Genomic DNA, 21,828 nt, shown 5'->3' on the forward strand with positions numbered 1-21,828 from the left:
ATTATCTGGCTAATTTATATCAAGTTAGTGGTTAAGTTATTGACTAAAATCACATTAGTTAACCCCCAGTAGGATGGAATATGAATAAATGTGATTGAAACCGCGAACATTCATTTGCTTAGTGTCAAACTAGCATTTGATCCAGATAATAAGCGGGATTTACCTGACAAAAGCCAGTCTGGTGCAAGTGAATTAAGCACAGATAACAGTTGTGGTAGTTTCTTTATAGGAATGGATTTACAGCATTGAGATTGGAGAGTTTGGTTTTTATCGCAATGAAACAAGAGCGATATGTTGCCATATCACTCTTGTTAGCATGCTCAGTGCACCGTAGCTAAATGGGCACCATTTGTTGTTGCAACGACTGATTATTCGGTTTCATTATTAAATGATACATCACAGGCACCCACACTAAAGACAACATAGTGGTTAATAAAGTGCCGCCAGCAATGGCGATTGCAAAAGGAGGCCAAAATCCACCGCCGGCAATGATCAGCGGTAAAAATCCGCCAATTGTGGTAATGGTGGTAGAGCCAATATGTCGGCCGCAGCTGCTGACGGTGCTGACGATAAGCGCTCTGTTACCTTGCCTTGCCTCGGGTAAATCTTCTAATTCAGCCAAGATAACAATGGCCGCATTAATTGCTAGCCCCATTAACCCTAATAATCCGATAATCACCGTAAAACCAAAAGGGTAGCCAAATACAAATACGGCTAATAACCCTAATCCGGCAGATTGTATCGCGCTAAAAAGAATAATGCCGGTGAGACGGAATGAGTTGAATGACAGCACTACAGTCGCCAGTAATAGGGTAATGACAACCACTAAGTTAGACATCAGATTACCCACGGCCTCATTACGTTTGGCGCTTTCACCGCCAACCTCAATATGATATCCCGAGGGTAAGTCAATGTTACTGAGTTTTGATTTTACATCATCAAGCACCTGGGCTGGTAATACGCCACTGGTGATATACGCTTCAATGGTGTTCACTCTTTCACCATTACGACGGGGGATCGCACCACGGCTGACGCTCACTTCATTATACGATAATGCCGATAAAGGAATGCCCGTACCTGTCGGCGAGACTAAGTTAAGTTCCGCTAATCGCGTGGCTTGTTCACGGCTGGTATCACCTAAACGCACACGAATAGGTAGCGACTCTGTTTGCTCTAAAATGCTACCGCCGATAATGCCTGTGGTGGCCATTTGTACTTGATTGGCGATATCGGTCAAGCTTAAGCCGCTCATTAAACTGGCGTCTTCATTCACTTGTAACCATAGTTTAGGCGCACCTGGTGAAAGAGTTGCTCTTGTGTGGATCACATCGGGGGTGGCAATTAACAACGCCCGAGCTTGATCGCCTATCTCTTTTAAAGTGTCTAGATTGGGCCCGTATATGAGCAATTCGACAGGCGCATTAAAAGGAGGGCCTTGTTCCAGTTTTCTTACCAGAATCTGCGCTTGCGGAAATTCGACATCAAGTGATTGTTGTAACCGGGGAATAAGCTTGTTTGCGGTTTCAAAATCAGTCACTTTCACCATCGCCTGAGCATAGTTAGTTGCTCCTTGCTGGCGTTGAGTCAGATTGTAATAAAATGAAGGGGTATTTCCGCCAACAACCCAGGTGACTTCAGTGATTTCAGCAAGGTTTTGAAGCTTTTGATCAATCAAGGCAACCTGCTGGCGAGTATTTTCAATGCTTACCTGCGAGGCAAGATGCACCTCGATTTGGAACATATCCCTATCTGATGGTGGGAAAAATTGCTCTGTCATCTTGCCCGCCACCATAAAGCCACTCATGGGCAGAATACCTACCACAAGTGCCGTTAATAAGGGGCGTTTAAGGGCGAACTCTAAACTGGCTTTAAAGGCACTGCCTATTCGAGGAAAAGCCATACCCTGCTGATACCAAGCGCTAGCTTGCTCACTTCGGCTAAAGCGTCCTGCAAGCCCTGCTATAAGAGTATGGGAAATAATATAAGAGCCTAAGAGGGCAAACATGACTGAAATTGCAATGCCGCCTACAAACTCACCTGCAGCGCCAGGCATTAATACAATGGGCGCAAAGGCTAGCATGGTTGTAATCGTCGAGCCGGCAAGGGGGAGCCATAGATGATGTAGCGTCTTGGAGACGGCTTCAAATTTACTCATACCTTGTTGGCGACGTTGTGCAATGGCGTCAACAATTACAATGGCGTTATCGACCATAATACCCAATGCCACTACAAGTCCTGTAACCGACATTTGATGAATGGGTAAACCTGTGTATTTCATACAGGCTAAAGTGAACAGGGCAGTAAGCGGCAGTGATAACGCGACGATTAATGCATTACGCAGGCCTAATGTCAGCATTAATACCGCGACAATAATCACAAAACCTTGGAGCAAGTTAATGACTAAATCCCCAAGACGGACACTGGTGTAACCCTGCTGATCAAATAGCCACTGCACTTTGATGTTGGCTGGTAAGTTTTGTGAAAAGGTGGCAATAGTTTGTTCTATTTGATGCTGCCATATATCAACCCGATTACTGTTCAGCATGGTTGCGCCAATCAGCACGCCTTGTTGACTATTGATAAGTGCAATGCTGTTAGCGGGTGTTTTAGGTTGGCGGCTAATGGTGGCCACATCTCCTAGGCGAATAATTTGCCCGTATTCATCTACTTTCAACGGCACACGTCGAATACGGCTTTGTGAATCAAGCTCACCAGAAACTTCAACTAACGCGCGAAATTGCTGATTATTGATTTCACCGGCAGAAATTTTACTGTCAGCATTAGTTAAAATCTGCGCAATCACCCCCGGGGTGAGTTTGAGCTGACTGATTTTATTGCCATCAAGCTCGACGAGAATTTCTTCTTCTGGCGCGCCATAAAGTTTTGCGAAATCAGTGCCAGATAATAGCCTGATCCGGCTTTGTAACTCCTTGGCGTAACGATTTAGAATATCACTTCTTACCGGCGAATCATCCGCCCATACCACACCTAAAATCGCGGTGCTGGCATAGCCAACTTGGTCATCTAGTGTGCTATTTTGTGCTTGAGCGGGTAGCAAGTGTTTACCATCGGCGACTAAATCACGCGCCCTAGACCAAACCGGCTCTGTTTCTGTGATGGTGTCTTTTAGCTCTAGCTGAATAACTGAAATGCCTGGGCGGGAAGTCGATTGAACCAGTTTTATTTCTTCTAAACGGCGCAACTGTGTTTCTAAAACCTCGGTTACCAAGGCTTCCACTCTTTCAGCTGAAGCGCCCGGATAGTGGGTAATAACTGAGGCAAATCTATTGGTAATGTGTGGATCTTCAGTGCGCGGTAAACTCGAAATAGCCCCAAAACCGGCAACAATTAACAGCGCGATAAATAAACTGGTTAGGCGGCCGTTTTCTAAAAATGCCTTAATCATATCGCCCCCGCCACAGCGGTGGTCGCAGGTGTCACAACTTGTCCGACTACCAGTTTATGTAATCCCTCGACGATAATTGTGTCATCACTGCTTAACGCCCCTTTAATATAGGCTTTATCCTGATTAGTATAAATAATTTCAACATCACGGCGTTGAATACTGAAGTGATTTGTACCACTGATATCAGCCTGCTTGTCTAATACGTACACATTCCACAACCCTCTTACACCATCGGTTAAGGCGGAAATTGGCACCCAATATCCAGCAATCGGAATGTTCTGTTGGTATTCAAGATAGGCGATTTCACCATTTAATACGTCAGCATCAGTGGGTAGGCTAATTCTTAACTGTACAGTGCGAGTAATCGCATCAACTTCGGCGCTGATCCCGGCAATACTGCCGTTAAGGGTTTTATCACCGATACGAATTGCTACCTGCTGATTGTTTTTTAAGCTGGATGCAACTTGGACAGGCACACCAATATAGGCAAGCTGTTGATCATTACCGATTAAGGTAAATACCGGACTACCTAAGCCAATCACCTCACCTAGGTTATGGTGGCGTTTACTGATTTTTCCATTAAAGGGTGCGACTAATATCGACTTTTCAAGTTTTAAATTTGTGGCGTACAAACTGGCGTTGAGTCGCTGGCTATTGGCAATTAATCCTGTGACTTGCTGTTTAGTTTCATCTAGTTGCTGTTCAGAAACGTAGTTTTTGTCTTTTAAGCTCAGGGTACGCTTTAATGTATTTTCCGCTAAATCTAAGTCTGCTTTTGTTTGTTGCAAACTTGCTTCAAGCTGTTGTTTTTCGGCCTGTAAAAGATCGGTGTCTAACGATGCCAACGTTTGGCCTAGGGTCACACTGTCGCCGCTATCAACTTGAATGCTATTCAATTTCCCTGCTAACTCAAAACCAATGCCTGTGGTATTGGCGGAGCGAATTGTGCCGGTATAGGTTTGTTGGTGCTGATAATATGCAGAGGGCGTTAAGCTAGTGGTTGCTACGGTTTGATAGCTAACCGATTCCGAGTGCTGTTTTACTTCAGATCCACAACCGCTAACTACCAGTAAGCTGAATAGGCCTACCATAAATAGTCGCACTTGGCCGATCGATTGATATTCCATTTTTGTACCCCAATAGGATAGTAATTTATACGTAATGCAAACAACTTATTAATCCATAGCTGAATATCTTCATTCGGCTAGGTAACGTCGCTTTGTAACGCCAATGTTAAACTAGACTGTCTAGTCTAATTATATGAAACTGGACTGTCTAGTCTATTTTGTGATTAAATAGTATTAAATGTTGAACCTAAGTAAAAACAATACGAGTAAAAGATGACAGAAGACCATGCGCTTGCCCTAAATTTGGATGCGACATTATCGAAAAGTGAACAAAAACGCGTGCAAATCCTGCATTCGGCTATCTATCTTTTTTGCCATCAAGGTTTTTCAAACACAAGTATGGATGAAGTCGCCAAGCATGCTGGGGTATCTAAGCAAACGGTTTACTCTCATTTCGGCTCCAAAGACGATCTCTTTGTAGCATCAATAGAATCAAAATGTGTAGTACATCAACTGACTGAAAATCTATTAGTGGATGCCGCACAACCTGAAGTGGTACTGACGGTATTTGCACAACAGTTTGGCGCAATGATTGTTTCTGAAGAGGCGATTAGGGTATTTACTACCTGTGTCGCTCAGTCAGACACTCATCCAGAGGTGTCGGAGTTATTTTATAATGCGGGTCCTAAACATATTCTTAACTTAGTAAAAGGGTATTTAGCTAAGGTTAATCAGCATGGTAAGTATTATTTCGATAACCCACATGACAGCGCAGTCAGATTGAGCTTGATGTTGTTTGGTGAATTGCGAATGCGTTTAGAGTTGGGCTTATCGACGGCAGATATTCTGCCTAAAAGACAGGACTATTTGAAAGAGACAGCCTTGATGTTTTTAAGAGCACACCAAGTATAGCGGGTGACATTTTGTTAAATTAAACGCCATTTTTAATAAAACTTTATAATAATGAACTAGTTTGTGTAGTATGACGTATTGATTAATCATAAATAATCATCATCAATCAAGCTGAAAGGACGCCATTCATGACAAGCGCTTTTTATCGACGCCCTCAAAAATATAATCTTTTATCCAAAGTCCAATATGTGCCAATCATTTTAGTTGCCGTCGGTTTAACCAGCATGGATGCGCAGGCAAGTAAACGCTCACCTTTTGAGTTGAGTGTTGCTCGCACTACAGTGCAGTCAGCCGATGTGGGTGAAGCGGGGAATGAGCTTAAAAGAGATGTTTGGCTCACCAAGCTTTCTGCAGCAATGCCATTAAATAAACAATGGATGATTGGTGCCAATGTCGGTTACGACAATCTTGATTATGGCTGGCGAGTTAATCAACAAAGCCCATTGAGGAACAACAGTGTACCTTGGTCATCCATTAATCAATACAGCGCGGGTTTATCGTTAATTTATCGACCAGATAATCAATGGACTTTCTTATTTGCCCCCAAACTGCAATATGCGTATGCCAATACCGCTTCTTCATCGAATGCCGAAAGTTACGGTGTGGTCGCCTCGGGTATGTACCGATTTGAATCGGGTAACATGCTAGGCGTTGGTGTAGCCTATTTGAATGATATAAACGAAGTTCGTACTGTGCCTTATTTAGCTGTACGCTGGCAAGTTGCCGACAAGTGGGTACTTGCTAACCCTTTCCAAGCCGGATTTAGTGGCCCTGCGGGCTTAGAGCTAACTTATGAGTTATCTTCAAATTGGAATTTTGGCGTTGGCAGTTCTCGTCGAACCGAGAGTTTTTTAATTGAAAATGACGACAAAGCCATCAAGATTGAAGAGTGGGTAGGCTTTGCGCGTGCAGGATGGAAAATCAGCGAGAGTGTTAGCTTAAATGCCTATGCTGGCTATTATTTTAGCGGCGAAATGGAACTCAGCGAACCAGAGTTTAGCGAAGACCTCAGTAATCAAGCTGCTGCAGCCCTTGCATTTAAAGTCAACTTCTAATCTTACTAGTCAATCAGATATTCATCGCTGATTGAGCTGCGAAGATACAAAAACGCCGCGAATTATCGCGGCGTTATTTTTAGGTTTTAAACCTAAAAATAAGTGACATCCTTAATTCGTTTTGAGCGATTTTGTTGTTGATACAAATGCCAAACTTGTTCGAAATCTAGCTCAAGTTCTGTGACATAAAAATCGCCAGAAGGATAGGTTTTAACCACTTTAGCGCCACGAATAATCCCGCTTACCGATGACTTAACACTGTCATTAGTCAATAGCCATTCACTCACGCTACTTGCCGCATCAATCTTTTGACCATATACCTGTTCTGCCAATTCACGATATGCCGCAACCTTTGAAGCTTGCATCGCCATGAGCATTTTATGCGATTGAATATCGCTTGGCTGAGTGGCTAAAGGCGCATAGCCTACGGCAGTAATTTTAGGAAAATGACTCGGTGGCTCGGTTTCCCACTGCACGTATTTGTCATTAGTGGAACACCCTAATATTAATAAGCTTAATGCGATAAAAAGCATTATATTTTTCATTGCTCATCTCCTAAAACGGTATAGCGACTTTCTTTCGTGTTTTCAGTGCGGTAGATAATACCGCCACGGGTTTGCACTTTATTGGCTGGTAATACATACCCTGATAGGCTTTGACCAGCAACAAACGATTGCACCGCAGAAACCACTCGATTATTTGTCACATCAACCACACGGCCGTTAAAGCTCACACCTTCGTTGGTAAAACTGAGTGTTGAAACCAGCACATGTGACACAGGCAAATCGGTTGGCAGTAACTCCCAATTGCGACTTAATATCAGTTCACCGTGATCCGTTGCGCGTAGCGAATTAGCGACGTTCAAGTCAACCAAGTTAAACTCATGGGCATGAAAAGCCGCTTGTAAGCTTTGTTGTAATTGAAAGGCTAATTCATTGGTTTGATTAAAGTCATCACTCAGTACAGGCGTTGTTATCAATAAAGGCTGATCAGGTCTTAATGCATCATTTTGCAATACCAGTTCATTGACTAATTTTTCGGCCCAAACATTAACTTGGCCTTTTGGCGCTAACCCTGAAGCATTAATATCATAAACCAGTTTTTCCTGGTACATGTCATTTTGGTCTTGATAGCCAATGCGTTGGCCATCTTGAACATAGTCCAAGTTTTGCGCTTGATTGACGGTATTACTGCATCCAGCAAGACCCATTGTGGTTAGTATCAGCGCGAGAATAGGGTACTTTTGCTGCATGAGTTATTCCTTCGCTTGAGTTTAAAAAGCAATGCAATTCGATTGATAACAATGTATCGGCATTGAAGTGATTTTCTTTACAGCGATTATGCGACTACTTTAAATCTTTGGCTTGGTTGAAATGAAATCTAACACTCACCTTGTTGTTATCGTTTAGGCATAGTTATTGCTTGATTCTAAGTTATAGCGCGACCAATCGCTGTAATATAGCGTTTTTGCAATACGACGACAGATATCTGACGCAGGGTGAATTATGTTTTATGCATTAAAAAATCAAAATAGCACACCAACTTGGCTTAATTGGGCACGAGTAATAATGCTATTAGCTGTTTTTATCAGCTTTTATGGTATTGCAGAGCAGGTTGAAGTGACAGGCACAGCTAAAATCGTTAATGGCAATATGGATAAAGCCCGTGAAGACGCAATTAATCAAGCATTAAACTATGCCAGTTTGCGAGCTGGGGTTAATTTTTCAAGCCAACAGCAAATCAGCCAAGGGGCGTTAACCCAAGATACCTTTTTGATGCAGCGCATGGGCGCGGCCAATAATATCGAACTGCTAAGTGAGATGGTTAGCGGTGATACGCTAACCGTGATGCTGTCACTCTATGTTGATGACACGAGTCAAACTGATCAATGTAAAGCCCAATCTTTAAAGGCTGCCATTTTATTGCCGCAAATCGAAGTAGCCGATAGAAGCCAGCTTAATCATGGCCATCTATTAGGCTTCAATCAAGCGCTAACATTCCAATTTGGAAAGTTGATTAATAGCCAATCTGTGACCAGTTTTGCAAGAGTGCATGCAGATGAACGTTTAGACGACACAAATGAACTCGTCAACTTTAAAGGTTATGGCATTCCAAGTTGGTTAGGTGAAATTACCGATAGTCAGTACATTCTAAAAACCAAAGTGATTGATATGTCGACAGAGCCTTACACTACCAGTTTTCTGGGGTTTGTGGATGATACGCCTTTAAGGCAATTTAACTTCGAGTTAACCCTGTTTCACGGGATCAGTGGTGAAGTTGTTTGGAGTGAGGCTTTTGCTACCAATGCTCCGTGGGAGTTTGAACGTCAAGAAACCGTGGTACCTAATAGTCAACGCTTCTGGTCTTCCTCCTATGGCGCAGCAATTAGTCAGCAGCTGCAACAAAGTATTATTTCATTGGATAATACTTTGAATTGCCGTCCATTATTAGGACAAATTATTGCGAGACAGGGTGATCGTATCATTATCAATTTAGGCCGTAAAAACGGGGTTAAATTAGGCGACAAATTTCAAATTGTTTTACAAAAGAATATTCCAGATCGCTTGAATAACATGCGCGCGTTAGTTACAAAGAACCGTGCTGAAATTGTTATCGATCAAGTTAGTGAAGACACAGCAACTGCTATGATTGAAAATATTGATGCCGCAGATAATATCCAGGTGCAAGATATTGCCATTAAACTCTAGTGATTTTAAAGCCTGTAGCAGCAAATGTTGAACCTATTTGCTGGTTCAATATTTGCTGCTATTTATCTAATAGCGTTTGTTTATTAACCAATTAAATCTAAACAGTTTTAAACCCAAATAAGCCCTTTTCATCAAGGCAAAAAACAGTATAATTGTTTTCGTCTTCCTATAGCTCAACAGGATAGAGCAGCCGCCTCCTAAGCGGCCGATCGGGGTTCGAGTCCCTGTGGGGAGACCATAACACCTATTTTTACTTTAAAAATCAATAGCTTAATAAAATCGTCAAAAGTTGTGCCGCCTATGTGCCGCCTCTGGAAACCACTTTTTTGGAATTTTTTTTTAAGCATTCTTCAAAAATCCGCTTTTTGATGGTTTGAACTCAATCATGGACATTTAGGCGTATTTCCAATAGTTTTCTATTAAAGCTAAAACATGGAAGTATTGTGTAATGAACCCCAAGAAAGAGTCTAACCTACAAACTAAACCTCACAAGTCTGAAATCGATAATCAGCTAGATGAACTTCTACCCGAAATGCCAGAAGCATTGAAATCGCCGTTGGTTAACATGCTGGATTCCCCCGAATATGCTAATCAAAATTTGAAAGCCGATTTTTTAGCAAGCTTGCAGTCATTCGAGATGCTCACTCAAAAAGATTCAGCCGTTAAATCTTTTCTTCCAGAAGGCACAAATCAAGAGTCTTTAGCCAAAGCGCTTTCGAAAGTGGATGATAGTCAGTCAATACTTGAGACTGAGCAGCTTGAAGGTGCTGCTGTTTTTAATGCTTTATTTGAATCGATTGCCGAAGACCCTCTGGACGATATTCAAGAGATAAGACGGTTTGCGAATGCTTCCAACTTATATGAAGCATTTGGTGAAGAGGAGGGGAGTGAAGCTCTTGCATTCCTAAATGTGATTCCACAAGACAGTGCAGAGCTTCTTCATGCCGCGATTGCCTGCAAGATTGCTGGTATGCCCAAGCAAGCCAATTTATTGTTTCAAATATTTGCTAAACGTCAATTTGTTGATGCTAATGAAAGGTATCAGTCACTTCAAACTGATATAACCAAATTCAAAGGTTATGCAGAAGCTTCATCGAAAGCTGGAAAAGCAGGCCGAGATAAACGTTATGCCACAAAAGATAAAGTAGAAGCTTTTGCTATACAGTTTTATACTCAGAAAAATTATGCTAATCCCCACCAAGCAGCGCAAGCTATGGTTAACCATGTTATGGAATATGCAAAAAGCGTCGATTACGCTTTTACTTCATCATATCAAGCGATCAGGACAATCAATTCTTGGCTGAGCAAGCATATTAAATCAACTAAATAAAATGGATTTTTACTGTGATTAATAAACAGATCTCTCAAGCTCAACAGTTATTTCCAAAGCTTCAATACCCAACTCATAGAGCATATATTGATCTATTTGTAAGTATGCTTAATCAAGATGAGATGGGCGTACTTGAACGAGATATAGAGATACTGTCTATTGGATTAGGTTATACCACTCATAAGCTATTCCAATCAGTGGCTGAAAAAGGAATATTATCTGAACGAACTGATGCTTTACTATTCGGTGCACTTAAATTAAAAATTGAAGTAAAAAAAAGAGTGGCTGAATTTGGTGTTGAGCTATTGAATGATTCAAATCACGCAGTTGTTGATTTGGTTTTTACACAGTACAACGTCAAGCCTGAACCGATTAAAGCCCCTAAGCACAAAACTATCATTAATACCAAATTAGAAACGGTTGAAAAAACAAAAGTTATCGCCGAAGAGATAAAAAAACGGTTATTAGACAAAGCTTTGCAAAGCAGTAAACAACAAAGTGAGATTAATCTAACTGACATAGTTAAAGCAAAAACTATTCAAGCTAGAGCATTATTCCCTGAAGATATTTACCCCAATTATCGAAAATTTATAGATTTTCTACTTCAACAGGTTACGAGTGATCCACTACGAATTTCATTTGTCGATATGGAAAAGCTATCAAGCGCACTTGGTTCTGAAGAATTAGCTTTGTTTGCAAATCTTAATAATCATAAAACAATTGAAGAGAAGCTAAAACACATTGTGTTCGGTGGGCTTCAGTTAAAAATTTCAGTGAAAAAAAGGCTTAAGGATACGGGTAACGAGCTGACCACAAATAGTGATTTGTTTGTTATTAAAGAGATTGAAGCACAATATCAATCAAAACTTGAAGCTATTGAAGCTCAAAAACAGCGTGAATTAGAAATTAAAAGACAAGCCATTGAGGTTGAGAGACGAGCTGTAGCGGCTGCAAAATTAAAAGCTGAACAAGAAGCGGAAGTTGAAAGGAAAAAACATTTTTCTGACTTTCCTAAATTGGGCTTAAAAAATATTCCGAAACACTCGCGTACTGAAGAACTTTTACAGAAATTAATGGCAAGACCAATCAGAATTGATGAGAAAAAATGGCTAGATTGTGAAGGTATTGTTTCAGATCTTATCGACAAAAAATATCACCTTCAGCTAGCTCATCAGCATTTTCAAAACTGGAAACAGAAAAGCTTACCTTGGGAGTTGGTTAATGCCAGTGCTGCCTATCGTAAAGCAGAAGAGCTGGCCAAGATTAAAAAAGCACTGGATGATTCATATCCGTTCAACATTCCTAAGAATGAAAAGAAGTTAAAATCCGCTTTGCTAACCACATACGGTGGCGTTTGTAGAGACTTAAAGGATTATATGAATTCAATTAAACTTGGTTTAGAAGCACATAAAGTGACACCGTTAAGTTTTAGGCCATGTACTTTGCTAGGCGCTGTTTACCTTTCAACGGGTGAATTTGATTTAGGCCATGAGTGGTATGACAAAGCAAAAGAACGAGGGTTTAGCCAAGACGCTTACGACAATGATATTAAATCTGTTTATTTCAGGGCGAGTGATGAGATGAAAAATAGATTAAAGCAAAACCTAATAGCTACTGGTCACAAATATAAATGGTTATAAATCTATACCGTCACACCCTGTGACGGTACTTTTACACCCCTAGTAATACTTTCACAGCCTATGGCGTGAATACTTCAAAAGCTTCCAATCATATTATTCACTTCGACATACACAATCTAATCGGAGTTAATATGAATACACTACTCACCCCTGCGGAAGTGGCGAGACATTTAGGCATTACAATCGGTACGCTTTCTGTGTGGCGTTGTACAGGCCGCTATCCTCTCAGTTTTATTAAAGTTGGTCGTCGTGTGATGTACCGCCAAAGCGATGTTGAAAACTTCGTTAACGGGAGGGTGTATGAACACACTCTTTAAATACGTGATTTTAAAATTAATGCCCTTGGTCATCATCACACAGCTTGTTTATTTATCAGGGCAACTTGATGCAACGAGTACCATGCTTCACTGGCAAATTAAAAAGCCGTTACCAAGCGCAATTGATAAAGACGTTAAACCAATACCTAAAATGGCGTTGTACCCGTTAACGGGTACAAAGGCCAATATTGAGTCAATGTACCCGTTAAGAGACCAATACCCCGTTAACGAAGCTGTACCTGTTAACAAGTTTGTTCTTATAGGTAATCAGACTTTGAATGATGTTCCGTTACATAAGGTAACGGGCAACACCATAAAAGGAGGCAAATAATGGCCGCCTTTACTCAAGATCAAATCACATTCATTGAATGGTTATCGCAGGATAACCATATTGAAGTGTGTGTTGAAATTTGTCCTGATTTAAGCACGATGTCAGGTTACGAAACCTATTCAGGTCACTTTCAAAAAAGAACATTATTTAAGCTTAAGCAGCAAGGCTTTTTGGCTGAATGTTCTCATTTTTATACAGGGGTAAAATGGCAGCGTTGTACACTAAATCAACGTGGGCGTGATTGGTTAAAACAGCATGGAGGACAGAGCCATGCCTAATATTCATCCACATGACGTTGACTGGGTTAGCAAAAAATTACATGGATTACCGAGTATTCACAAAAATGCTATTCAGTACCGCTATAAGCAGTTTGGTAATAGGCGTGATGCAAATTTACACCTATTACGAACAACTTCCGCTATCAGTAAAGTGTTAGGTCACAATAGTAGCAGAATGAGTTGTGTTAGCGTTGATGACCGTGATTTTAAGGCAATGTCTACAAATCACGTTCGGCAATGTATCAAAATAGCATCGCGGATGAATTCCCAAAGTTTATTCAAAACATACTCAGCCATAGTGCGTTACGTTACCTGCAATCAGATAAAACCACACCCGTTAACGGATTCCGTCTTAACCAATCTACAAAACGATTGTTTAACTGATGATGAACACTCCAAAGTGATGGGAATGATTAAACGTGCTTGTGATGAGTCATGGTGGAAACCAAAACTAAGACGACTTCATAATCGGCAAATCGAAACTATTTCACGTTTATTAAATCAAGTGAGTGAACATCGCGGTATTTATGCCAGTAACATTACCGTTGAGAATTTTAAATCTCAGTGGAAAAGTAACCGTGAATTACTTGAAAATACCTTAGCCACTAATGAGCTTGATTACAGTGTTAGCCTTGCTGAACTATCAGATTTAAATGTCTCTAATCCTAAGATTCGTAAAGCAGAATTGATGGTACGTATTCGTGGATTTGAAGATTACGCCACAAAGATGGGCTACGCTGCTGTATTTCTTACAATGACAACTCCGTCTAAGTATCACAGATGTTTTGCTAAATCAGGCGCAGACAACCCTAAATGGCAAGGCGCTACGCCGTTAGATGGTCAAGATTACCTAAACCGAACTTTTCAACGAATACGCGCATCGCTTAACCGTGACAAGATCATCCCATTTGGTTTTCGAATTGCCGAACCACACCATGACGGAACACCACATTGGCACTTGTTATTATTTGTGCCCACCGAGCAACAAGAAGCATTAGTACAAACCTTTCAAGAATATTGCTTGCAAGAAGATGGCGATGAAAATGGTGCAAAAGATCGCCGCTTTAAGGTTGAATACATCGACCCTAATAAAGGTTCAGCAACCGGATATATTGCTAAATATGTATTCAAAGGGATTGATGGAGAGGGTCTAGGGCATGACCTTTACGGAACAGAGTCAGAAACTGCGGCAACACGTATTCGCGTTTGGGCTTCATGCTGGGGTATTCGTCAATTTCAACAAATTGGCGGGGTAGGTGTTACGCCTTGGCGTGAGTTAAGACGGTTAAGTAAAATAACCGATGAAAGTCTCGAGTGGGTTGAGGATATTCGACAAGCCGCAGATGACTCCGATTGGGGCCGTTACACAGAGCTGATGGGCGGCGTATTTTGTAAGCGTGATGATCAGTTAATTAGACCTCTATACGAACATAAAAAACAAAAGCCTTTAAATCATACTTCTGATGACAATTGCCGCAATGCATATAAAGACTCTAGGGATGCAGTGGCTCAACCTACGTTGAGTTCAATCAGTGTGCCCATACCAAGTTCGGGAAATGCTAAGTGTCATCAGGGATTGAACACTAATGGCATTGCTGAATATCCTGAAAAATTCCAAGATGCCAATGCGGAAATTAATGAGGGAATAGCTTTTGATAGAAGCGATGTATTACCTAAGCAATCCAGTAATTCAGTTCATGATAATGCTGCGTCTAGTATCTATAAACTTAATCGTTATGGTGACGAGCTTATCGTGCAGTTAAAAGGCATTGTGGCTTTAGGCTTTGAGATCGTCACTAGAGTACATGAGTGGACGTTAAGCTATTCACAAGCTAATGGCAAAATTGAGCCAAATTGCTCTAACTTGGAGTTCTGTCAATAACTGTACGTAGAAGTTGAACTCTCAATAGAAAACCTCAGATAAACAGTATATTATTGAGTAATGTGAATTTAAGGTAGGTTAGTATGTATTCCAAATTAGCTGAAAAGATCTGTGAAATATTTGCTACAGATCAAGGATACTTTGTAGAGCAGATGGATGATGGCTCGTATCGAAAAAAGTCAGGACTAGTTAATAGTGAACTTATCGAAACACAATTAAAAAATAGTGCTTCTATTGCTATCTACCAAAGAAATCTAAACCTCACAATAAAATGGATCTGTTTTGACTTCGATATACTTAAATCTAATTTAGAAAATGACTTAAGAAGTAAAGCATCTGATGAGTTAGTAAGAGCAGTAACGGCATTCTGTAATCAACTTGATGAAATAGAACTACCATATTTATTAGAATTCTCTGGAAACAGAGGATACCATGTATGGATCACATTTAATGAACCTACTAATTACAGGACCGGATATGATATTCAGCAGGAAATATTAGGCAAAACAGCACTAGACTATGATGAAAATTTAATCGGAATTGATTTGTTTCCTCATACAGCAACCCCGTCAGGCGGTGTTGGTTCAGGCGTAAAAATGCCACTCTCTAAACATAAGAAGTCTGGTATTTATTCATATTTAATATCTTCCACTGCTGAAATAAAAAATCCAGTAAATCACAAAGAATTATCAATAGAACTAATTAATGACAGTTTAAAAATCCTTACACGACATAAACCAACGAACAAATCAAATATAGAAAAAATTCTAGGGGTTTTTTTTGAAGATTATTTCATTGAAAATGATAATCACAATAGAATAAAAAATATTCAAGTACAAAAGAGTGGGTTTAGCCTAGATGAATTATTGTCACATTGGAGTGAAAGTGAGATTCTATCTAAGCTTTCATCTAAGATAATTAATAAAACACCAATAAGCCACAAAGAAAGGATGTTAATAGTAGGTATATTATGCAACGTATACAGCAATAATAACAAAGAACTAAGTAATATTCTATTACATGAGATATTCAAAACCACAGAAAACTACAATAAAGAAATAACTACAAAAGCAATTAACTCTCTAAGAAGCTTTAACTTCCCATCTCAAGATTTAATTGAAAGAATTTTAAAAGTAAAATTTGAAAAAAAACTTTCGATTGAAGATGTTATAAAACAATGTATTCCAAAATATTTATCATATACAGATGCTAGGTTTGATTTCTCAACCCAGGATGTTGAAATCACCAGAATAGCAGAAGTTAACTACCTGTTTATGAATGATGAAGTCCAAGTAAAAACAATAATTGAAGAGCTAGATAATAAAAACAGTAAAGAGTTATTGAGTTATATAATAAATTTTATTTCAGGCTCTAAAGGATACAAATATTATAAACACATTAGAAATGAAAATAAAAAAACAAGAGAACTGATTAGTTTAGGTTCTAATTTAAGAGTGGCCACATCCTGTATCTTGAAGCAAATATCGTATTTCTTAGACATAAAAATAAATAACAACTCTCACGGTTACCAAATAAACAAGGGTTTTTCAGGCGGTTACATCTATAAGCCTTGGTTGTACCTGTGGTTGAAATTCATATCAAATATCAATAGCTCCCTAGAAAATCCTTTAGAGCGAAATTATTACATAGTAAAAACAGACATAAATAGTTTTTATAACAACATTCCTCATGATAACCTTAAGAGATTATTACTTGGCGATGGTAACGAAGACATATCAGCAAAATATGCCTCACTAGAAGAAGAAGCCAAAGATAGTTATAAGAAATGCCTAGATGCATTGTTTTTTTTAACAGAAGATATTGTTGGTTCTAAAATAGGCTTACCTCAAGGACCGGCTTATGCTAGATATCTTGCTGAAATTTACTTGAATGACATAGACAATGAATTCCAAAAAAAATTAGCATCAGGTGAAATATCATTATACCAACGATATGTTGATGATATATTCTTTATAACTAAAACAGAAGAGAGTGCTAATTCTTTATTAAAAGAACTAGAAGAAAAATTATCCTTGATGAAATTAGAAATAAATATAGAGAAAACTACAATTTCTAGTATATCGAGGTTTCATGATGATTTTGAATCATATAGATCTCAATCAAAATATTCTGTAGATCAAGTTTCAAAAAGATTTGTTACATCTAGTGACAAACAAAAAGAAATGGCTGTTGAAGAGTTTGTTAACTTGATACAGTCTGACTCTTGCCAAGATGATTTATCATTTATATTTTCTCATTTAAGTGGAGTAAAGGAGCTCACACTATTAAAAAATGAACAGGTTAAACCAGCGATAAAATCAGAAATAGGTAGAGGTAGCTTATTCAAGAACATATTTAACTTCATATTAGAAATGAATGATGGCTGGGAACTAATCTTCGAGATAGATTCTTTCACTCCGCTTCAGTCTGAAGTATTAACTAGCTCTATAATTTCAGCTATGGAGATAAATAGATCAAATATTTCATCGTTAAAAGTCATTGTTGAAAGAATAGAAAACAAGTTATCTACTTCTGATATTGTTTTTGAACACTTGGCCTACATGAAAATATTTTTCAACTGTAAAATGACAACAAAAAACATACCAGCTAAATACTACATATCTGTTCTTGAGTCCTGTTCTAATACACGAGAAGCCTTTATTGATGATGAATTACTGTCCCACTTAAACACTTCTATAAACGAAATAAAGTCTTTGACAACTTTCATAAAGGTTATTTTCACCATCACCTTCAATGACCATGTCTCTAAAAAACAGATAAATGACATATCCAATCTATTTTATGCAAAATTATCTATAGAAAAAGATGAAGGTCGTCTAGATATTCACAAGGAAAGTGAAATAGAGTTTATAGATCCATCGACTGCATACAAGTTTTATTTTTTAATCTGTTTATTCACGATTTCTGATAAAAATAACTCTACTGATTTAGTTGAGTCTATGTGGGAGTTTTGCGTTAACATTTTTAACTCTAACTCAGATGGTAACATTAAAGCGCCTTCAATCAACTGGTTGAATAAATTAAATTTATTAAACATTGATAATAGGAAAGCAAATTGGGTAATATCATCAATAGTTGATGGGAATTTATTTCGAGGGATAAGCGATGATAATGGTATTTTTGAAAAATATCATAACACTCTATTAGTTTATCTAACACTAGATAACCCCGATAAAGACAATGTTGATATTTCTGAAAAATTACAAGAGTTAAAAGGACGATCAGAATTTTATAATTGGTTAATTGATAATGAAAAAGTATCAATATTCCCTCACTCAAATAAAAAGTGGTTTGAAAGAAATATAATTGAAAACGATGTTATTTGCCTTAAAAAAGAAAATACAGTTTTATTAAGAAAACCTAGCAACTTGTTTATAAAAAAAAGCGCGCCACCTTTAATTATTGATGATTATTATGAAAGGTTAGTTGAACATTCGAATGAAAATCTGGTTTCACTTAAAAATAAATTATCAAGAAAAATGTTTTCAGAAAAGATAAGGTTTTTACTTGAAATAATAGATGAGCATAAAGGTGTTAGTGTGTACCCAAGTATATACTGTGCGGAAAGAGTATTTTATGTAGATGAATCATCAGTTTTTTCAATTGACTTTTGTTATCATTCTAAAATAATATTCGAAGACGAATTTAATAATGTTACCTCATTTGAAAATACAAGTGACAACTTTATAGATTGTTATTTTAAACACATATCTTCTTATGATAAAAATGCCAAGCTAGTTTATGAGAAATATTTAAATAATTTATTAAAGATAATTGATAAAGACACTTTCATAATCAAACTTTATTCACAAATCTGCGACGCCAAATTTGATGAAACAGAGTTTAGTTACGATATAGCATTAGCCGCATCGCTTTACCTTTGCCTCTCAAACGTCGAGCCAACTAAGCGAATTGATATTTTTACAGAGCAATACGCTAAATTCAATAAAGACTTTTGTGATAAACATATCTTTGCTGTGAATGACTCAATACATTTAAGTAAAGCAACTCCATGCTCACTAATTAAAACAATAGTTGAGTCTTTACAGCTTATAATAAATGAGTCATCTGAATCTTTAGCATTCTTTCTGTATAAAGACTTTGTTCACTATCAACATACGCTGGAAGATATTTTATTTAACAGTGAGCTTGGAAATGCAAACATCACGCTCTCTGATTTCGAATTGAACGAAATAAACAGTTCACCTCTATCTAGACGGGTGAATTTAAAATCTATTTATTTCGACTTTGATAACACCAGAATAATTAACCCTACATCGCAAGAAATAACACTTTTTGAATTAAAACACATAAATTTACTTCGTTCTACAGATCACACCTACACTTATATACATAATAAGTCTCTCTATATTTTATCAGTTAACAGTTCAATAAGTTCAATTTTCATTGACATAGAGAAAAGGTATGAAAAAATAATAAATTCGGATGGTTGTACCTCTAGTTACCCTGTATCTTTAAAAGATGAATCAAATATATCATCATTAAGTAACTTTGATTTGGCCGCCGAGGTAATACAGCATCACAGAGGAATAGAAATATTTGAAGCCGAAAAAATACTAACCGACTGGCTAATAAGGTTACCGCATAAATTCCACCAACCTTTGACTACATTAATTAGTGCGCACGAAGTAATGAAATCGTCTGAAATATCAAGCTTCATAGAGAAAATAAAACAGATGGATGCTAGTGGCAGTAATTTATTTCTTATCAAGAAAATAGATGATTTTAATGGTACTCATAGAATTCTATTTAAAGACAATGAACTAGGTAGATGCGTGTCATCTTTTAGCCCTTTAGCTATTGATAGCTCTAAAAACGAAGCGACTTTAATTACGGATGTAATTATTTCAGGAAGTCAGATAATAACAGCTTTAAAACACTATTTGTCAGGGACAAAACCAGCTAAAAATTCAAATTACTTCGAATGCAGTGATAGTGACCACAAAGCATTACTAGAAACCTTTAAAAAAATAAAAAAATTAAATATTTGCACAGTCCTTTATTCAGAGCAAGCAATTGACAGAATAAAGTCTGAGTTAGTCAATATTGTTAATCTCGAAATAAAGCTGGAAGTTATACATGGAAGGGATATGTCTCAGAATGCCTTTTTTGGAACTACAAGAAAACTATCAGATAGAGATAAAACGTTATTAAGAACCATGTTAAAGGATAAGATTTCAATAGAGGCATTATATGAACACTTATCATACAAGGGTAAGTTGCAAAGTTTTGACGATATAGATTTAGAAGGCATGAACCTTATTACTAGATATTGTTCACTTCCCAAAAAAACTTTTAGATTTTTAAATTGTGGATTAAAAACTAATAAGGATTGTAAGCCTTTTAATAGGGTTCTAGAGCTCTCAGACAGGTAGTGCATTGTTATTCAATTTATCATGCAGCTCTCTCTTTTCCACCTCAGAGAGCTGTTCTATTTCCCTAACCAATCTATCCACCTTCGATTCATGTTGAAAAGTTCCAAGTAAATGAGCTGTGGTGATCCCTAGTTCCTGCCTAACATGCTCAATATCTAAATGAGCATAGGTGCTGGCAGTGATACTGATATCGCTATGGCCTAGCAGTTTACTGGTGGTTTGAATATTACCGCCTCGCATGACGCTCCAGCTCGCTATAGTTCGCCTTAAATCGTGAATGGTAACGTTTTCACCTTTTTCAGTGCCACGAAGCTCGGCACGTTCTGTAATGCGATGCCAGAAGCTACCTTTACCTGCCTTTTCGATAATGTGACCTGATTGACTGCGCTCGCTAGGAAATACGAAGCGTTCACCTTTAGCTGCTTCTTGGCTGCGTCGGGTGAGAATGTCCATCGCTTCTTTAGTGAGTGGCACTGCATGAGGTTTTTTAACTTTCATTTTGCTTGTGGGGATAAGCCAAATACCACGTTGATGATCTATCTCACGCCATTCCATGCTAAACACACAGCTTTTGCGCTGGCCTGTTAGTAGTAACATCATTACCACATCACGGTAAATGGGTAGTTCAAGTTCTAGGGCTTCAAGTAGTCGCTTAACTTCATGCTCTGCTAAAATACGCTCTCGTTTAGTACCTGCCAGTTTTTTGATATGCACAAACGGGTTTAGCGGTTGGTCGTTGAACATAGATTTGAGCAAAGTTAGGCACTTGTTTCTAATCGCGGCGGAATTTTTGGTGATAATGAGTTTAATGAAATTGTCAGCATCGTTTTTAGAAATGCTTTCAACTTTTAAATGACCAATGCGCGGTTTGATATGTTTGTTCCAAATAGAGTGAACATCATCTAATGACTTTTGGCGGCGTTCACCTGACTTAATCTTACTGCTGAACTCGGCAACATAGGCGTCAAATAATTGTTGAACTGAAATGGATAGGGCATCTTCAAGCGCTACGGCTTCTTTTGCTTGTCGTTTAGATTCGTTCGGATTCACACCTTGAGCAATGTCTACCGCGATTAATTTAGCCTGCTTTCGTGCCTGCTCAATGGTCAAACTTGGGAAGAGGCCAATAGTAACAGCAACGTCTTTACCTAAGTACTTGCGTCTAAAGCGAAAATACTTTTGGCCTGATGGCATAACTTCTAAAATTAGGCCTTTAACTGACTCTCTTTGGTCTAAATCGGCAATTCTATAGCGTTTTGGGGCACTTTTTAGCTGTTCAAAACAGCGTTTATTGAAAGTAAATTCTTTATCCATAATCACTTAGCCTCGAAAGTTGTGCCGCCTATGTGCCGCCTCTGGGAACTATTTTGACTAATTTACAGTAATTTTGGTTAATGTCAAAAACGTGATTTTAGATTTAAGATGTTGATAAATAACATTTAGTTAAATTTAGTTAACTTTGGTTAAAGTCAACCAAACTCACCT

The 21,828-nt window shown here is 38.4% G+C and carries 15 protein-coding genes and 1 tRNA gene; 11 read left to right on the plus strand and 5 right to left on the minus strand.

Annotated features, from left to right (window positions below; all coding sequences use genetic code 11):
• Positions 1–334 precede the first annotated feature (334 nt).
• Both IEY03_RS09130 and IEY03_RS09135 read right to left on the minus strand, forming a co-directional pair.
• Positions 335–3,406 (minus strand): efflux RND transporter permease subunit, encoded by a 3,072-nt coding sequence (locus IEY03_RS09130; RefSeq protein WP_188841060.1) that lies wholly within the window; start codon positions 3,404–3,406, stop codon positions 335–337.
• Positions 3,403–4,533 carry an efflux RND transporter periplasmic adaptor subunit gene (locus IEY03_RS09135; RefSeq protein ID WP_188841061.1) on the minus strand — a complete coding sequence of 377 codons (1,131 nt, stop codon included), beginning with the start codon at positions 4,531–4,533 and terminating at the stop codon, positions 3,403–3,405. The genes IEY03_RS09130 and IEY03_RS09135 overlap by 4 nt, the downstream gene beginning before the upstream one ends.
• A 213-nt stretch (positions 4,534–4,746) precedes the next feature.
• Between IEY03_RS09135 and IEY03_RS09140 the strand changes: the two genes are divergently transcribed.
• Both IEY03_RS09140 and IEY03_RS09145 read left to right on the plus strand, forming a co-directional pair.
• The gene (locus IEY03_RS09140; protein WP_188841062.1) at positions 4,747–5,385 is read left to right on the plus strand and encodes a TetR/AcrR family transcriptional regulator; all 639 of its coding nucleotides are present in this window, start codon (positions 4,747–4,749) and stop codon (positions 5,383–5,385) included.
• Between the two features lie 128 nt (positions 5,386–5,513).
• Entirely contained in the window at positions 5,514–6,440 is a 927-nt protein-coding gene (locus IEY03_RS09145; protein ID WP_188841063.1) for a DUF6268 family outer membrane beta-barrel protein, read from the plus strand.
• Positions 6,441–6,532: 92 nt separating this feature from the next.
• On the opposite strand, the gene IEY03_RS09150 is transcribed toward IEY03_RS09145, so the two are convergent.
• Together IEY03_RS09150 and IEY03_RS09155 are read right to left on the minus strand one after the other, a co-directional pair.
• Positions 6,533–6,985, minus strand: coding sequence for an LPP20 family lipoprotein (locus IEY03_RS09150; protein WP_188841064.1), 453 nt, complete (start codon positions 6,983–6,985; stop codon positions 6,533–6,535).
• Entirely contained in the window at positions 6,982–7,692 is a 711-nt protein-coding gene (locus tag IEY03_RS09155) for a FlgO family outer membrane protein (protein WP_188841065.1), read from the minus strand. Before IEY03_RS09155 ends, IEY03_RS09150 begins: the two co-directional genes overlap by 4 nt.
• A 316-nt stretch (positions 7,693–8,008) precedes the next feature.
• Here IEY03_RS09155 and IEY03_RS09160 point away from each other — a divergent pair, with 316 nt between their 5' ends.
• The 9 genes from IEY03_RS09160 (at position 8,009) to IEY03_RS09200 (ending at position 20,343) form a co-directional block, all read left to right on the plus strand.
• Positions 8,009–9,148, plus strand: a complete 1,140-nt coding sequence (locus IEY03_RS09160) for a flagellar assembly protein FlgT (protein ID WP_229778260.1) — start codon at positions 8,009–8,011, stop codon at positions 9,146–9,148.
• Positions 9,149–9,310: 162 nt separating this feature from the next.
• A tRNA-Arg gene (locus IEY03_RS09165) sits at positions 9,311–9,386 on the plus strand.
• Positions 9,387–9,596: 210 nt separating this feature from the next.
• Positions 9,597–10,478 carry a hypothetical protein gene (locus tag IEY03_RS09170; protein ID WP_188841067.1) on the plus strand — a complete coding sequence of 294 codons (882 nt, stop codon included), beginning with the start codon at positions 9,597–9,599 and terminating at the stop codon, positions 10,476–10,478.
• Positions 10,479–10,492: 14 nt separating this feature from the next.
• Positions 10,493–12,118, plus strand: coding sequence for a cell envelope integrity TolA family protein (locus IEY03_RS09175; protein WP_188841068.1), 1,626 nt, complete (start codon positions 10,493–10,495; stop codon positions 12,116–12,118).
• Positions 12,119–12,249: 131 nt separating this feature from the next.
• Positions 12,250–12,435 (plus strand): helix-turn-helix domain-containing protein, encoded by a 186-nt coding sequence (locus tag IEY03_RS09180; protein ID WP_188841069.1) that lies wholly within the window; start codon positions 12,250–12,252, stop codon positions 12,433–12,435.
• Positions 12,419–12,766 carry a hypothetical protein gene (locus tag IEY03_RS09185; protein ID WP_188841070.1) on the plus strand — a complete coding sequence of 116 codons (348 nt, stop codon included), beginning with the start codon at positions 12,419–12,421 and terminating at the stop codon, positions 12,764–12,766. Before IEY03_RS09180 ends, IEY03_RS09185 begins: the two co-directional genes overlap by 17 nt.
• Entirely contained in the window at positions 12,766–13,044 is a 279-nt protein-coding gene (locus tag IEY03_RS09190) for a hypothetical protein (RefSeq protein ID WP_188841071.1), read from the plus strand. The genes IEY03_RS09185 and IEY03_RS09190 overlap by 1 nt, the downstream gene beginning before the upstream one ends.
• The gene (locus IEY03_RS09195) at positions 13,037–14,926 is read left to right on the plus strand and encodes a replication endonuclease (RefSeq protein WP_188841072.1); all 1,890 of its coding nucleotides are present in this window, start codon (positions 13,037–13,039) and stop codon (positions 14,924–14,926) included. The genes IEY03_RS09190 and IEY03_RS09195 overlap by 8 nt, the downstream gene beginning before the upstream one ends.
• Before the next feature lie 83 nt (positions 14,927–15,009).
• Positions 15,010–20,343: a TOTE conflict system archaeo-eukaryotic primase domain-containing protein gene (locus IEY03_RS09200; RefSeq protein ID WP_188841073.1), complete on the plus strand. Its 5,334-nt coding sequence runs from the start codon at positions 15,010–15,012 to the stop codon at positions 20,341–20,343.
• Here IEY03_RS09200 and IEY03_RS09205 read toward each other — a convergent pair.
• On the minus strand, positions 20,332–21,657 hold the full coding sequence (locus IEY03_RS09205; protein WP_188841074.1) for a tyrosine-type recombinase/integrase: 1,326 nt from the start codon (positions 21,655–21,657) through the stop codon (positions 20,332–20,334). The two genes, IEY03_RS09200 and IEY03_RS09205, sit on opposite strands and share 12 nt — an antisense overlap.
• Positions 21,658–21,828: the final 171 nt, after the last annotated feature.

The organism is Shewanella aestuarii, assembly GCF_014647215.1.
GTDB lineage: Bacteria > Pseudomonadota > Gammaproteobacteria > Enterobacterales > Shewanellaceae > Shewanella > Shewanella aestuarii.